This is a genomic window from Brevundimonas sp. (assembly GCF_023259385.1).
GTDB lineage: Bacteria > Pseudomonadota > Alphaproteobacteria > Caulobacterales > Caulobacteraceae > Brevundimonas.
In genome coordinates, this window is record NZ_JAHFPF010000065.1 from 1 (window position 1) to 14332 (window position 14332).

General features: G+C 69.5%; 14 protein-coding genes. 6 read left to right on the plus strand and 8 right to left on the minus strand.

The features are described 5' to 3' along the window. The 7 genes from Q0C81_RS06845 to Q0C81_RS06875 form a co-directional block, all read right to left on the minus strand. The coding region (locus Q0C81_RS06845) for an MFS transporter (protein WP_291835471.1) at positions 1-1533 on the minus strand (1533 nt) is incomplete at its 3' end. 297 nt (positions 1534-1830) lie between these two features. Continuing rightward, a complete protein-coding gene (locus tag Q0C81_RS06850; protein ID WP_291835474.1) occupies positions 1831-2049 on the minus strand; it encodes a hypothetical protein in 219 nt (72 codons plus the stop codon). A gap of 103 nt (positions 2050-2152) precedes the next feature. Next, positions 2153-3247 (minus strand): sugar kinase, encoded by a 1095-nt coding sequence (locus Q0C81_RS06855; protein WP_291835476.1) that lies wholly within the window; start codon positions 3245-3247, stop codon positions 2153-2155. Next, a complete protein-coding gene (locus tag Q0C81_RS06860) occupies positions 3244-4524 on the minus strand; it encodes a TRAP transporter large permease (protein WP_291835478.1) in 1281 nt (426 codons plus the stop codon). The genes Q0C81_RS06855 and Q0C81_RS06860 overlap by 4 nt, the downstream gene beginning before the upstream one ends. A 2-nt stretch (positions 4525-4526) precedes the next feature. Further along, complete coding sequence (locus tag Q0C81_RS06865) at positions 4527-5036, minus strand: TRAP transporter small permease (RefSeq protein WP_291835480.1); 510 nt, start codon at positions 5034-5036, stop codon at positions 4527-4529. Between the two features lie 40 nt (positions 5037-5076). Then, entirely contained in the window at positions 5077-6066 is a 990-nt protein-coding gene (locus tag Q0C81_RS06870) for a TRAP transporter substrate-binding protein (RefSeq protein WP_291835483.1), read from the minus strand. Continuing rightward, complete coding sequence (locus Q0C81_RS06875) at positions 6063-6878, minus strand: 2-keto-4-pentenoate hydratase (RefSeq protein ID WP_291835486.1); 816 nt, start codon at positions 6876-6878, stop codon at positions 6063-6065. Before Q0C81_RS06875 ends, Q0C81_RS06870 begins: the two co-directional genes overlap by 4 nt. A gap of 130 nt (positions 6879-7008) precedes the next feature. On the opposite strand from Q0C81_RS06875, the gene Q0C81_RS06880 reads away from it, so the two are divergent. The 5 genes from Q0C81_RS06880 (at position 7009) to Q0C81_RS06900 (ending at position 12715) form a co-directional block, all read left to right on the plus strand. After that, positions 7009-8376: a pectate lyase gene (locus tag Q0C81_RS06880; RefSeq protein WP_291835489.1), complete on the plus strand. Its 1368-nt coding sequence runs from the start codon at positions 7009-7011 to the stop codon at positions 8374-8376. A gap of 60 nt (positions 8377-8436) precedes the next feature. Then, positions 8437-9480, plus strand: a complete 1044-nt coding sequence (locus Q0C81_RS06885; protein WP_291835491.1) for a LacI family DNA-binding transcriptional regulator — start codon at positions 8437-8439, stop codon at positions 9478-9480. A 70-nt stretch (positions 9481-9550) separates the two neighbouring features. After that, positions 9551-9916 (plus strand): BlaI/MecI/CopY family transcriptional regulator, encoded by a 366-nt coding sequence (locus tag Q0C81_RS06890; RefSeq protein WP_291835492.1) that lies wholly within the window; start codon positions 9551-9553, stop codon positions 9914-9916. Beyond that, positions 9913-11151, plus strand: coding sequence for a M56 family metallopeptidase (locus Q0C81_RS06895; protein WP_291835494.1), 1239 nt, complete (start codon positions 9913-9915; stop codon positions 11149-11151). Before Q0C81_RS06890 ends, Q0C81_RS06895 begins: the two co-directional genes overlap by 4 nt. 91 nt (positions 11152-11242) lie before the next feature. Next, positions 11243-12715: a beta-lactamase family protein gene (locus Q0C81_RS06900; protein WP_291835497.1), complete on the plus strand. Its 1473-nt coding sequence runs from the start codon at positions 11243-11245 to the stop codon at positions 12713-12715. Between the two features lie 20 nt (positions 12716-12735). Here the strand turns inward: Q0C81_RS06900 and Q0C81_RS06905 are convergent, their stop codons facing one another. Continuing rightward, on the minus strand, positions 12736-13395 hold the full coding sequence (locus Q0C81_RS06905) for an RpiB/LacA/LacB family sugar-phosphate isomerase (protein WP_291835501.1): 660 nt from the start codon (positions 13393-13395) through the stop codon (positions 12736-12738). A 200-nt stretch (positions 13396-13595) separates the two neighbouring features. Here Q0C81_RS06905 and kduD point away from each other — a divergent pair. Beyond that, on the plus strand, positions 13596-14332 hold a 737-nt coding region (kduD, locus tag Q0C81_RS06910; RefSeq protein WP_291835504.1), incomplete at its 3' end, for a 2-dehydro-3-deoxy-D-gluconate 5-dehydrogenase KduD.

Here is a 14332-nt window from a genome sequence, read left to right on the forward strand (position 1 = left end):
GATGTTGCCCGTGGCCGCGACCATGGCGAAGGCCGTGGTCGGCAGGAAGCCGCCGAACCAGCCGTTGCCGATGTGATAGGGCAGGGACATGGAGGTGTAACGCACGCGGGTGGGGAACATTTCCACCAGCGCCGCCGCGATCGGCCCGTAGACCATGGTCACGTACAGCACGAGCACGAACAGGATGCCGACCACCAGCGGCTTGTTCACCAGGGCGCTGTCCGCCTTGGCCGGATAGCCGGCGGCGGTCAGGGCGGCGCCGAGGCCCTTCTCCCATTCCGCCTTGCCGGACGGGTCAGCAAGGCCCGGCACGACCGTGTCGCCGATGCGGACCTCGGCGACCGTCCCGGCGGGCGCGGCGACGGTCTCATAGGTGACGCCCGCCTTGGCGAGGTAGGACTTGGCCATGTCGCACGAGCTGTCGAACACGGTCTTGCCTACGGGATCGAACTGGAAGGCGCAGTCGGCCGGATCGGCGACCACGGTCACCGGCGCGCTCGCCGTCGCCGCCGCCAGCCGCGGATTGGCCGCGCCGGTCAGGGCGTGGAACAGCGGGAAATAGGTCAGGGCCGCCAGCAGGCAGCCGATCAGGATGATCGGCTTGCGCCCCACCTTGTCCGACAGCCAGCCCCAGAAGACGAAGAAGGGCGTGGCCAGCGCCAGCGAGATGGCGATCAGCACATTGGCCAGCGCCGGATCGACCTTCAGCGTCTTCTCCAGGAAGAACAGGGCGTAGAACTGGCCGGTGTACCAGACCACGGCCTGACCGGCGGCGAGGCCGAACAGGGCCAGCAGCACCAGCTTCAGATTGGGCCATTTGCCGAAGCTGTCCTTCAGCGGCGTGGTCGATCCCCGCCCTTCGGCTTTCATGCGGGCGAAGGCCGGGCTCTCGGCCAGCTTCAGCCGGATCCACAACGACACGCCCAGCAGCAGGATCGAGACCAGGAAGGGGATGCGCCAGCCCCATTCCTTGAACGCCTCCTCGCCGATCGCCGAACGCACGCCCAGGATGACCAGCAGGCTCAGCATCAGGCCCGCCGTCGCGGTGATCTGGATGAAGGAGGTATAGAAGCCCCGCTTTCCGGGCGGGGCGTGCTCGGCGACATAGGTGGCCGCGCCGCCGTACTCGCCGCCCAGCGCCAGGCCCTGCACCAGCCGCATCAGCACCAGCACCACCGGCGCCGCCACCCCGATGGCGGCGTAGGACGGCAGCAGCCCGACCACGAAGGTCGACAGCCCCATCAGCAGCATGGTCACCAGGAAGGTGTTCTTGCGCCCCCACAGGTCGCCCAGCCGCCCGAAGAAGACGGCCCCGAACGGCCTGACCGCGAACCCGGCGGCGAAGGCCATCAGGGCGAAGATGAAGCCGGTCGTCTCGTTCACGCCCGAGAAGAACTGGGCCGTGATGATCGCCGCCAGCGACCCGTACAGATAGAAATCGTACCACTCGATCACCGTCCCGACGGACGAGGCGAGGATGACCAACCGGTCGCTGCGGTCCACGGTGCGCCCTTCGGCGGCGGCTTCGGTCATGGTCCCTCCCCGGACAGTGGCGAAAGGGAGCGTGGACCGGATTTCCGGAGGACGCCAGCCGCCTTGCGACCGGTTTTGACGCATCGGCGTGCGATCCTGCGGTCCGTCGATCCACGGCCTGGAGGAGTCCGGATGGTCCGGAAATCCACCCTCAGCAATAACAAGGACTTGCGTTCTCCATCCGGACGCATCGGACGGTGTCTTTCAGCCTCGGCGGAACGGTGCGCCCGGATAGGAAAAGGGCCCCCGCCGTTCGCACGACGAGGGCCCCGGGTCGGGAAGGATGTCAGTCCAGGCTCAATCGCTGTCGCTGTCGTCGTCCGAGGCGACCAGGACGGCGATGATCACTACGCCGGCGGCGATGGCGGCCAGCGGAATGCCGGCGAATTCGCTGGCGGCGTCGGCCCGGGCGCCCACGCGGTCGCCGACGCGAGCGGTGGCGGTGGTCTGGGCGGCGACGGCCTGGCCCGCGACGAGCAGGGCGCCGACAGCGACGGCGGCGATGGCTTTCTTCATTGGGGTTCTCCTGAGCGGTCGGGAATCGTGACCACCGAGGTCGCACGACAGGAACGGAATTTCCATCGCCAAGGGAGATTTGAGGAGACTCCCGGCGCCGGTCCTAGCGGACGGCGGCGGCGCCCTTGCCCTCGACCCGTCCCTGCACCTCGGCCAGCGAGGTCATGGCGTTGTCGCCGGGCGTGGTCATGGCGATGGCCCCGTGTGCCGTGCCGAAGTCCACCGCCGCCTGCGGCCCGAGTCCGCTCATGAAGGCCCAGGCCAGTCCCGAGACGAAGCCGTCGCCGCCGCCGACCCGATCCAGCACGGCGACCTCGCTGACCGGCGTGGCGTAGCGCTCGCCGCCCAGCCACAGCACTCCGCCCCAACGGTTGACCGAGGCCGAGACCGGGTCGCGCAGGGTGGCGGCGAAGACCTGCACGTTCGGCAGCTCCTTCGCCAGACGGGCCACGAGGGCGTCGAAGGGCCGGCTGTCCGCCGGATCGGCGCGGCGGTCCGCCGTCTCGATCCCCAGGCAGGAGGCGTAGGCGTATTCGTCGCCGACCAGCACATCGACCAGCCCGGCGATCTCGCGGTTCACGCGGCGGGCGGCGTCGGGGTCCGGATGGCTGGACCACAGGCTGGCGCGATAGTTCAGGTCGTAGCTGACCACGACGCCGTGCCGCTTGGCGGCGCGGATGGCGGCCAGGGTCGTCTCGGCGGTGGCCTCGGACAGGGCGGCGAAGATGCCGCCGGTGTGCAGCCAGCGCACGCCTTCCGAACCGAACAGCGCATCCCAATCGACCTCGTCCGGCCGGATCTGCGAGGCTGAGGAATTGGCCCGGTCGGAGCAGCCCAGCGCCCCGCGCACGCCAAAGCCGCGCTCGGTGAAGTTCAGCCCGACCCGGGTGTTGCGGCCCACCCCGTCGGCCTCGCGCCACAGGATGTGGGACGTATCCACGCCGCCCTGCAGGATCAGGTCCTCGACCAGCGCCCCGGTCTCGGTGCGGGGCAGGGCGGTGACGACCGAGGTCCTCAGGCCGAAGGTCTTCCTCAGGCCGCGCGCCACATTGTACTCGCCGCCGCCCTCCCAGACCTGGAAGGATCGGGCGGTGCGGATGCGGCCCTCGCCCGGGTCCAGCCGCAGCATGACTTCGCCCAGGGCGACGGCGTCCCAGCGGCAGTCCGCGGCGGGCTTCAGGCCCTTCAGGTCGGTCATTTGAGCAGCGAGGGCAGCCACAGCGAAAGCGCCGGCACGAAGGTGACCAGCATCAGCACCGCGGTGCAAGCCAGATAGAAGGGCCAGATCGAGCGCAGGCTGTGGGTCATCGGCACCTTGGCGATGGCGCTGCCCACGAACAGCACCGAGCCCACCGGCGGGGTGATCAGGCCGATGCCGCAGTTGAGCAGCAGGATGACGCCGAACTGCACCGGATCCACGCCGAAGGCCTTGGCCACCGGCAGGAAGATCGGGGTGCAGATGATGATCAGCGGCGCCATGTCCATGAAGGTGCCCAGGATCAGCAGGATGACGTTGATCAGCAGCAGGATCAGGATCGGGTTGTCGGTCAGGGTCTGCAGCAGGCTGACCATCATCGACGGCACCTGCAGATAGGCCATCAGCCAGCCGAAGGCGCCCGCGCAGCCGATGATGAACAGCACCGCGCCCGAGGTCCGCGCCGCGCCTGTGCAGGCCGCCTTGAAGGCGTCCCACTTCATGTGGCGGTAGACGATGCCGGTGATCACGGTGGCGTAGACCACGGCGATCGACGCGCTTTCCACCGCGGTGAAGATGCCCGCCCGGATGCCGCCGAAGATGATGCCGACCAGCAGCAGGCCGGGAATGGCGGCGACCAGCCGGCTGGCGACGACGCGGAAGCCGGGGAAGGGCTCGGCCGCATAGCCGCGGCGGCGCGCCATCACATAGGAGACGATCATCAGCGAGACGGCCAGCAGGCCCGCCGGGATGATGCCGGCCGCGAACAGGTCCGAGATCGACACCCCGCCTCCGGCCGAGGCCGAGTACAGGATCATGTTGTGAGACGGGGGCACCAGCAGGGCGACCAGCGCCGCCGAGATGGTCACGTTGACGGCGTAGTCGCTGTCATAGCCGCGCTTCTGCATCTGCGGGATCATGGTGCCGCCGATGGCCGAGACGTCGGCGATGGCGCTGCCCGAGACGCCGCCGAACAGGGTCGAGCCGACGACCGTGACCTGGCCCAGGCCGCCGCGCACATGGCCCACCATCGAGGAGGCCAAGGCGATCATGCGGTCGGACAGGCCGCCCTTCATCATCAGTTCGCCGGTGAAGATGAACAGTGGGATGGCCAGCAGGGCCACGGAGGTGATGTCGGACCCCATCTGCTGGAACACCACGATGGGCGGCAAGGCCAGGTAGAGCACCGTCGCCAGCGTCGCGGCCAGCAGCGAGAAGGCGACCGGCACGCCGATGACCAGCAGCACAGCCAGCAGGCCGAAGAGGATGATGTACTCCATGGTCAGTCCCCGGCTTCGGTGGTTTCGGGCGCGTGGTAGTCGCCGGTCAGCAGACGCTCGATCGAGAACAGCAGGATCAGCGATCCGCCGACGCACAGACCCGCGAACTTCAGGCCCGCAGGCAGGGGCGCGCCCGCCATGGTGACCGGCCACTCGTCGATCATCAGGGTCCCGCCCAGCACCATCAGGCCCGCGCCGGACGCCGCTGCGATCAGCCGCGACAGGGACTTGAGCAGCCATTGGGGGCGTTCGGGCAGGGCGTGCAGGACGGTCTGGAAGGCGAAATGGGTCTCGCGCCGCACGGCGACCGCGGCCCCGAACATGACGGCGAAGCTCATCAGCAGAAGGGCCAGGGGCTCGGTCCAGCCGGGGCTGTCGTTCAGCACATAGCGGGCGAACACCTGCCAGGCCTGGATCAGGGCCATGGCGACCAGCGCCGCTCCCGCCAGTCCCAGGACGAAGACGGCCAGCCCGTCGAGCGCGCGGGTCAGACCGCGTCGGGATTCAGACATTCGGGCCCTCCCTGAGCGCCGATAGGGTGTGCGCGGTCGTTCAGGCGACCGCTGCGATACGTTCGTGGAGCGCGCGCAGACGCGGCTCGGAAAGATACTTGTCCAGCACCGGGCGGACCGTGGCGGCGAAGGCGGCCTTGTCGACCTCGCTCACCTGCACCCCGGCGGCCAGCACGGTCGCCCGGGCCTCGGCCTGCCGCTTGTCCCACGCGATGCGCATGACCTGCACCGACCGGCGGGCCACGTCGCGGACCAGGTCGCGGTCAGCGGGCGTCAGCTGTTCGAAGCTGGCCCTGGACATCAGCAGGGCGTCCGGCGCGAAGGAATGCTCGGTCTGGCTCCAGTACCGGGCCACCTCGAACTGGCGGCTGGACTGATAGCTGGGCCAGTTGTTCTCGGCCCCGTCGATCAGATGGGTCTGCAGCGACGAAAAGACCGCGCCGAAGGTCAGCGGCGTCGGGTTGGCGCCCATGGCCCGGATGGAGTCCAGGAAGATGTCCGACTGCGGCGAGCGCATCTTCAGCCCGCGCATCTGGCCCGGCTCGCTCACCGGGTGGCGGACGTTGTAGAAGCTTCGCGGCGCGGCGTCGTAGTAGGCCAGGCCGACCAGGTCGCGGCCCTCGAACACGTTCAGCAGCTCGGCGCCAATCTGCCCGTCAATGACTGCCCGCACATGGGCGACGTCGCGGTAGACATAGGGCAGGGCCAGCAGCCGGGTCTCGGGGAAGGCGTTGTTCAGCGCGGCTACGGCGACGCGGCAGATGTCCACCGCCTGGAAGCGGGTCAGGCCGATGGAGTCGTCCTCAGTGCCCAGCTGCCCGGCCGGGAACTGGCGGATGCCGATGCGGCCGCCGGTCAGTCGGCCCAGCTCCTCGCCCATCCATTTGACGGCGGCGACGGTGGGGTAGTCGGCGGGGTGGACGTCGACGGCGTTCAGCACCGTGCGCCCGCCCGTCGCGCGCGGCGAACAGGCGGTCAGGCCGAGGCCGGAGATCCCGGCGAGCGCGAGGGTGCGGCGGGTCAGGCTCATCTGGCGTCTCCCACGGCCGGGATGGCCACGCAGGCGATCCGGCCGTCCGGGCCGAAGTCGGCGACGGCCGACTGGCCGATGGCGATCGGATGCACGCCGGTGGCGGCGCCCGTCGAGATCAGCTGTCCGGCCTCGAGGCGGCGGCCCCGGCGGTGCAACAGGTTCAGCAGGAAGGCCAGCGAGTCCAGCGGGCCGTTGGGGATCGAGGCGGCGCCGCCCGCGCCGACGATCGCGCCGTCGATGGCGGTGGTGCAGGTCAGGCCCGCCAGCCGCTCGCGCCAGTCGGCGATCTCGGCGCCCAGGATCAGGCCGGCGTTGTTGCCGAAGTCCGAGGCGGTGACGGCGGGGCCGTGGTCGTTGATGCCGGGGAAGGGGCTGCCCGCGATCTCGACGCCGGTGAAGACCCGGCTCACGAGGGCGGCGACGGTCCCGGCCGTCCAGTCGTCGCGGTCGGGAGCGGTCTCAGCCAGCTCGATCACATATTCGGCCTCGACGGCGGCGAAGCCTCCGGCGATCACGCCGAAGGGCGTCGGGCGATCGGCCTCGGCGGCCCAGACGGCCTTCGAGAAGATCGGTCCCGCCAGGCGTCCGACGCCGAAGCGGGCGTCCCACGGCGCGTTGATCCGGCCCAGCTTCCAGCCCGCGATCCGGTCCGGCCACAGGGCGATGGCCTCGTCCTGGACAGCGTAGGCCGCCTCCAGCGAGTCGGGGTGCGCGCCCGGATAGGACGGCACGGCCCGCGCCGTCCGTCGGGCGTCGGTGAAGGCGCGCGCGATCGGCGAACCGCTTGAATTGTCGTGTGCGTGGCTCACGCCGCCTCCCATTTGCAGTGGACATTGCGCAGGAAGGAAACCGGTGTCAATTTGAATCCGGCGACGCCCGTCCGGCGGCGCTTTCAGCACAAGGCCGCGGTCACAGTCGGTCAGGCTAAAGGATGGAAACATGACCCTCGCCCGTCTGGCAGCCCTGGCGGCCGCGTTCCTGCTGCCGGTAACGGCCCCGTCCGCCGGTCTCGCCCAATCGCCCACATCGACTCCGGCCGAGGCCGCGCTTCCCGCCTTCCCCGGCGCCCTGGGCTGGGCCGCGCGGACGCCCGGCGGACGCGGCGGACGGATCATCCGCGTGACCAATCTGAACGGGGAGGGGCCCGGCTCCCTGCGCGAGGCGATCGAGGCTGACGGTCCGCGCATCGTGGTGTTCGAGGTCGGCGGGGTCATCGACCTGAACCGCAGGACGCTGAAGATCACCAACCCCTTCATCACCATCGCCGGCCAGACCGCGCCCTCGCCGGGCGTCACCCTCATCCGCGGCGGCATGGACATCGGCGGCCATGACGTGATCGTCCAGCACATCCGCATTCGCCCCGGTTCGGCGGAACAGGGCTGGATGAGCGGCTGGGACGAGGACAGCATCTCCACCCAGGCGGCGTATAACGTCATCGTCGATCACTGCAGCCTGGAGTGGGGCACGGACGAGAACCTGTCCGCCTCCGGCCCGCGCTTCACCGGCGCGACGCCCGAGGAATGGCGCGCCGGAACCAGCCACGACATCACCTTCTCGAACAATCTGATCGCCGAGAGTCTGGCCTATTCGACCCACGCCAAGGGCGAGCACTCCAAGGGCTCGCTGATCCACGACAACGTCACCGGCCTGCTGATCATCGGCAACCTGTACGCTCACAACTATGAGCGCAGCCCGCTGTTCAAGGGCGGGGTGCACGGGGTCATCGTCAACAACCTGATCTACAATCCGGGGCCGCGCGCCCTGCACTACAACCTGGCCCCCGAGGAGTGGCTGGATCACCCCTATGAGGTCGGCAAGATGACCGCGATCGGCAACGTCCTGCGCGCCGGGCCGTCGACCCCGACCAATCACCTGGCCTTCCTGATGATCGGCGGGGCGGGGGATCTGGAATACTACGGCCGCGACAACATCGCCGTGGACCAGGTCGGCGAGCCGATCCGCATGTTCGGCCGCTACACCACCGCCCCGGCCCGCATCATCGAGACGCGCCGACCGCCGGTCTGGTGGGAGGGGCTGACTCCCATCCCGGCCGAGCAGGTGCAGGTCTCGGTCCTGTCGCAGGCCGGCGCCCGCCCGTGGGACCGCGACATGCGCGACGTGCTGCTGGTCGCCGAAGTCGCCGAGGGCCGCGGCCAGATCATCGACCATGAGCGGCAGGTCGGCGGCTATCCGCCCATCCGCGAGGCGACCCGCAAACCCTTCAATCCCGACGACTGGGACCTGCGTTTCATGACGCCCCTGCGCGACGAGGTCCTGGACCGCCCCGCGTCGAGGAACCACACCTGAGCCGCTGACACGGGACACGGCTCAGTTTAAGGACGGTGTTCGGCCAGAGAGACTTGACGCGTGAATGACACCAAGCGACCCGGCGGCAAGCCCGCCACCATCAACGACATCGCCCGCCTGGCCGAGGTGTCGAAGAAGACGGTGTCGCGTGTGATCAACAACTCCCCCTTCGTGAAGGAGGAGACACGCAAGCGGGTCGAGGCGGTGATCGCCGAGCATGGCTTCAGCCCTGATCCGCAGGCGCGGGGATTGGCCTTCCGCCGGTCCTTCCTGGTCGGGATGATCTACGACAACCCCAGCCCTAACTACGTCGTGAACATGCAGCAGGGCGTGCTGGACGCCGTGCGCGGCGCGGGCCTGGAACTGGTCGTCCATCCCTGCAACCGCGCCTCGCCGACCTTCCTGGACGAGGTCCGCGCCTTCGTCGTGCGCCAGAAGCTGTTCGGCGTGGTCATGCCGCCGTCGGTGTCGGAAGACGACCGGGTCATCGAGATCCTCAAGGACGCCGACTGCCCCTATGTCCGCATCGCCTCGGTGTCGCTGGACGAGCCGGCCTGCATGGTGGTGACGAACGACAGCCGCGGCGCGGCCCAGGCGGCGCGTCACCTGGCCGAGCTGGGCCACACGCGGGTCGCCTTCATCTCCGGCCCCGACACCTTCCGCTCGTCGTTTGAGCGGGGCAGGGGCTTCCGCGAGGGGCTGGCCGAGCACGGCCTGTCGATGGACGACGCCTATGTCCGCGCGGGCGCCTACACCTTCGAGTCCGGAGCGGAGGCGGCGCAGAGCCTGCTGGCCATGGCGAACCCGCCGACCGCCATCTTCGCGGGCAATGACGAAATGGCCATCGGGGTCATGAAGGCCGCGCGCGACGCCGGTCTGGACGTTCCGCGCGACCTGTCCATCGTCGGCTTCGACGATCTGCCCATGGCCTCGCGCGTCTGGCCCAACCTGACCACCGTCCGCTTGCCCATCCGCGACATGGGCCGCATGGCGGCCGAGAAGCTGACGGCCGGCCTGCGTGGACTGGACCCCGCGACGCTGGTCCAGCCCGAGGTCGATCCGTCGCTGATCGTGCGGGAATCGACCGCACCGCCGAGGGGTTGACGACCGAAGGCTATTGACGACTACAGATGTAGATGCAAGATCATCTACAGATGTAGTTGAAGGTTGCCCGATGGAACGGATCAGTGAAGGCGAGCAGGCGGTGCTTGAGGTGCTGTGGCGTCAGGCCCCGCTCTCGGCGACCGACATCATCGACCGGATCGAACCGTCCCGCGACTGGAGCGCCAGCACGGTCAAGACCCTGCTGGCCCGGCTGGTGGCCAAGGGCGCCGTGTCGCACGAGGGCGAGGGGCGCCGCTTCCTCTACTCGCCGCTGCTGACCCGGGACGCCTTTCTCGCCACCGAGTCGCGCCGGATGATCGACCGTCTGTTCGGCGGTCGGGCGGCGCCGCTGGTCGCCCATCTGGCGGAACAGGATCAACTGTCCGATCGGGACCTCGCCGAGATCGAGGCGCTGCTGCAGTCGTTGAAGTCATGACCGACTGGCTGCTTCAGGCCCTGCTCGGTTCGACGGTTCTCGGCGCCGTCGTCCTGCTGGTCAGGCCCTGGGTCCTGCGTCGTCTGGGACCCCGGATGGCCCATGGCCTGTGGCTGCTGCCCGTCGTTCGCCTAGGGCTTCCGCCGACGCCGGCCTGGAGCGTGCACAGTTCCGCCGTGGCCGCCTTCGGGGAGGAGGCGACAGGCGTCGCGGCCCAGATCGTTCGGCCTGACGCGCTGGTCCAGATGCTCGTCGTGCTCTGGGCGGCCGGGGCCCTGGTTCATCTCGTTCGGGGGCTGTTCGACTATGTCCGGTTCATGCAGCGCGCCGGGGCGGCGGTCGTCGGCCCGGAGGAGACCCTCGACGGCGTCGCGGTGCGGACCAGCGCTTTCGTGACCGGGCCCGTGGCGGCCGGGATCTGGAAGCGGCGCATCTTCCTGCCGCTGAACTTCCGTCAGCGGTTCGACCCGGATCAGCGCGTGCTGGCCCTCGCCCACGAGCGCGCCCACCATCGCCGTCATGACATCGCCTGGAATTTCGTCGCCCTGGTCGCGCTGTCGATCCACTGGTTCAACCCGTGGGCCCACCACGCCTACCGCCTGTACCGGCTGGATCAAGAACTGGCGTGCGATCGCGACGTCCTCGCCGCCTCGCCCGTATCCCCCGAAGCCTACGGCAGGCTGATCGCGAGCGCCTCCCGGACCGGCGGCGTCAGCCCGGTCTGCGCGCTGAGCAAGGCGGACCTGATCAAGCAGAGGCTGGTCGCCCTGACCCGGCCCGCCGGTCTTTCGCCGAGATGGGCGGCGGCGTCCCTCGCCCCCGCCGTGATCCTGGCCCTGGCGGCGACCGCCCCGATCAGTATCAGCGGGGCCGATGGCGTGGCGGCCATCGTATCGGCGGCGGCCCGGCCGAAACCCGCTCCATCCCCCGCTCCATCCCCCGCGGCGTCGCCGACGCCTGAGCCGGACAGCGCCCCGTCGGTGGCTCGCCGGCCGCCGTCTCGCCACCGTGCGTCGCCCGCACCCGTGCCTACACTAGCGACGCAGCGCCTCACCGCCCGGGCCGTCGCCGCGGAACCGACGCCCTCGGTGGATGAAGACCGCACCTCCCCCGACTATCTGGCCCGAAGACGGGCGATCGGCCTGGCCAGAAGCCGGTGGCGGATGGAGCATCCGGCCGAGGCCGCCCGGGCCCGCGGCCGCCCCATCCCCGCATCCCTCTCGCTCGCGCCCTGACCACGCCGCTTCGCGGCCGTCTCCAGCAGGACAACCGACCATGCAGATTCTATCGACGGGCGGACTCCGCCCGGCCGGATCCTCGCGCCTGATGCGCATCCTTCGACGGGCGCTAATCGCGATCGCGCTGATCGTTCCAGGGGCGGCGGTCGCCCAGAACGGCGCCAGACCGGCGGATGCGACGGAGCAGGTTGATCGGTATCTGCAGATGCAGATGCAGCGGCTGCAGATCCCGGGCCTGGCCGTCGCGGTGGTCAAGGACGGCCGGCTGGTTCTTGAGCGCCACTATGGAACCGCCAGCGTCGAGTTTGGCGTTCCCGTGTCCACGGACACCGTTTTCGCCATCAACTCCGTGACCAAGGCCTTCACCGGCGTCGCCGCCATGCGTCTGGTCGAGGCGGGGCGGCTGGACCTTTCGGCGCCGGTCGACCGCTACCTGGCCGATCTGCCCGAGGCCTGGCGCGCCGTCACCATCCGCCAGCTGCTCAGCCACACGTCCGGCCTGCCCGACGTCCTGCGCGCGCCCACGGTGGAGACCGATGCGGCTGCGGCCTGGGCCTGGGTCCTGGCCCAGGACATCCGTTTCCCGCCCGGGGAGCGCTTCAACTACTGCCAGACCAACTACACCTTGATCCAGCGGGTGGTGAACCAGCTCGAGGGCCGGGCGCCGGACGCGCCCCTGGCCGAGGAACAACTGGCCATCGCGGGCATGGCGGACACCCGTTATGGCGACGCCTACTCCGTTATCGCGAACCGGGCGCCGACCTATCGCTGGACCCTCGGCGAGCCGATGATCGCCGGCTATCGCGCCGCCTCGGCCACGAGCCCCGGCGTCATGACGGCGGTCTCCGAACGGTTCCTGCCGTTCCGCCGCGCCTCCTCGGGCCTGAACAGCTCGGCCGGCGACCTGGCGCGATGGCTGATCGCCCTCCAGGACGGGAAGATCCTGAGCGCGGCCAGCCTGGAGACGCTATGGACCCCGGTCGCCTTCAACGACGGGAGCAAGGGCCAATGGGGACTCGGATGGCAGGTCCTGGCCCGCGGAACCCATCGGTCGGTGGGCATGACCGGCGGCGGCCGGGCCGCGGTCTCCCTCTATCCGGACGACGGCGTCGGGGTGGTCATCCTGACCAATCTCACCGGTTCGTATCCGGAAGACATGATCGACAAGATCGCCTCGATCTACGCCCCCGATCTGGACCTGGCCGGCGTGCCGGCGCTGCGCATCGCGCTTGAGGAGGGGGGCTATGACCAGATCATGGCCGCCGCCTCGGCGATCGAGCAGGGCCATCCGGGCCTGATCTGGCCGGAGGCCGAGCTGAACGACTGGGGCTACCGCCTGCTCAGCACCGGCCGCCCCCGCGACGCGCTTCAGGTCTTCCGCCTGGCGGCCGATCGCTATCCCGACAGCGGCAACGCCCACGACAGCCTGGCCCAGGCCCTGCTGGTCAACGGCGACGACGGCGGCGCGACGGTCCACTATGCGCGCGCCGTCGCGCTGGATCCGGCCAACACCAGCGCGGCCCGGCATCTGGCCGAGCTGCGCGCCGGCCCGCCTCGCTGAGGCGCGACCTTTCGCCGGTCTCAGGCGGTCTCGAGCGCGGGGCTTTGGACCAGGCCCTTGATGTAGGCGCGGATGCCTTCGTCCGTGGCGTTGGCGAAGAAGTATTCCTGGAAGCGCTCGCCCGCGACGGCGGCCTTCAGCAGGTCCTGATCGACGGTCTTCAGGACGGTCAGCATATCGTGGCAGGTGACGGCCTTGAGGTCCTTCAGGACGCCCCGGTTCTTGCGCATGATCTCGGCGCGTTCCTTGGGATAGCCCAGGCCGCGTTCACCCTCGAACAGCTTGCGATAGACGTCCTGCAGGTTCAGCTCGGCCGCCCAGCCGAAACCCTTGGCGTAGGGCATGGCGATGGCGTTGCCGTCGTTGATCTGGCCGAACAGGAAGGCGTCGGTGGGGTCGATGATCAGGCCGCAGAACACGCCCGGCATGGCGTTGGCGGCCAGCATCGAGCCCGTGCCGGTGCCGCAGCCGGTCACCACGAAGTCGGCGGCGCCCGAGTTCAGCAGAATCCCCGTCAGCAGGCCGTTCATGACGTAGGTCAGCGAGGCCTTATCCTCGGGCGTGTACATGCCGTAGTGGAACACCTCGTGGCCCAGGGGCTCGGCCACCGCGGTCAGGGCCGCATGGACCGTCTCGCTCTTTGCGGCCTGGCTGTTCTCGATGATCAGGGCGATTTTCATGGCGTTCCTCCGGTGGAGACAATGGGCGGAGCGGCGCGTCGGCTCCAGCCCAGTCCCCGTTTGCATCGGGTTATGACACCGGTTACCTATGCATTCAATCTGCATCAGACAAGCCGGGAGGGAAAGCATGTCGACGAGCGCGCGTTCGTGCGAAATCCTCCTGACCGGCGCTGTGTCCGCCCCTCGTGAGGTCCACTGAAATGAACCCCTTCGACCTCTCGGGCCGCACGGCCCTCGTCACCGGCGCCAACACCGGACTGGGTCAGGCCATCGCCGTAGGTCTGGCGCAGGCGGGGGCGGATATCGTCGCCGTCGGTCGTTCGGCGCCGACCGAGACGGCCGCCCTGGTGCAGGCCGCCGGCCGCGCCCTGCACGCCATCCCGGCGGACCTGTCCACTATCGCCCCGATCGCCGACGTGGTGGCCAAGGCCGTGGACGCGGTCGGCGCGGTCGACATCCTGGTGAACAACGCCGGCATCATCCGCCGCAACGACAGCCTGGACTTCACTGAAGAGGACTGGGACGCGGTCATCGACACCAATCTGAAGACCGCCTTCTTCCTGAGCCAGGCCGTGGCGCGCACCTGGGTCGACGCCGGGCGCGGCGGCAAGATCATCAACATCTGCTCGATGCTCAGCTTCCAGGGCGGCATCCGGGTGCCGTCCTACACGGCGTCCAAGAGCGGTCTGGCCGGGCTGACCCGCCTGCTGGCGTGCGAATGGGCGTCCAGGGGCATCAACGTCAACGGCATCGCGCCCGGCTATTTCTCGACCAACAACACCGAGGCCCTGCGCGCGGACGAGACGCGCAACCGCGACATCCTGGCCCGCATTCCGGCGGGGCGGTGGGGCGACCCGTCCGACCTCGGCGGCGCGGCCGTCTTCCTGGCGTCCGACGCCTCCGCCTATGTCCACGGCACGGTGCTGGCGGTGGATGG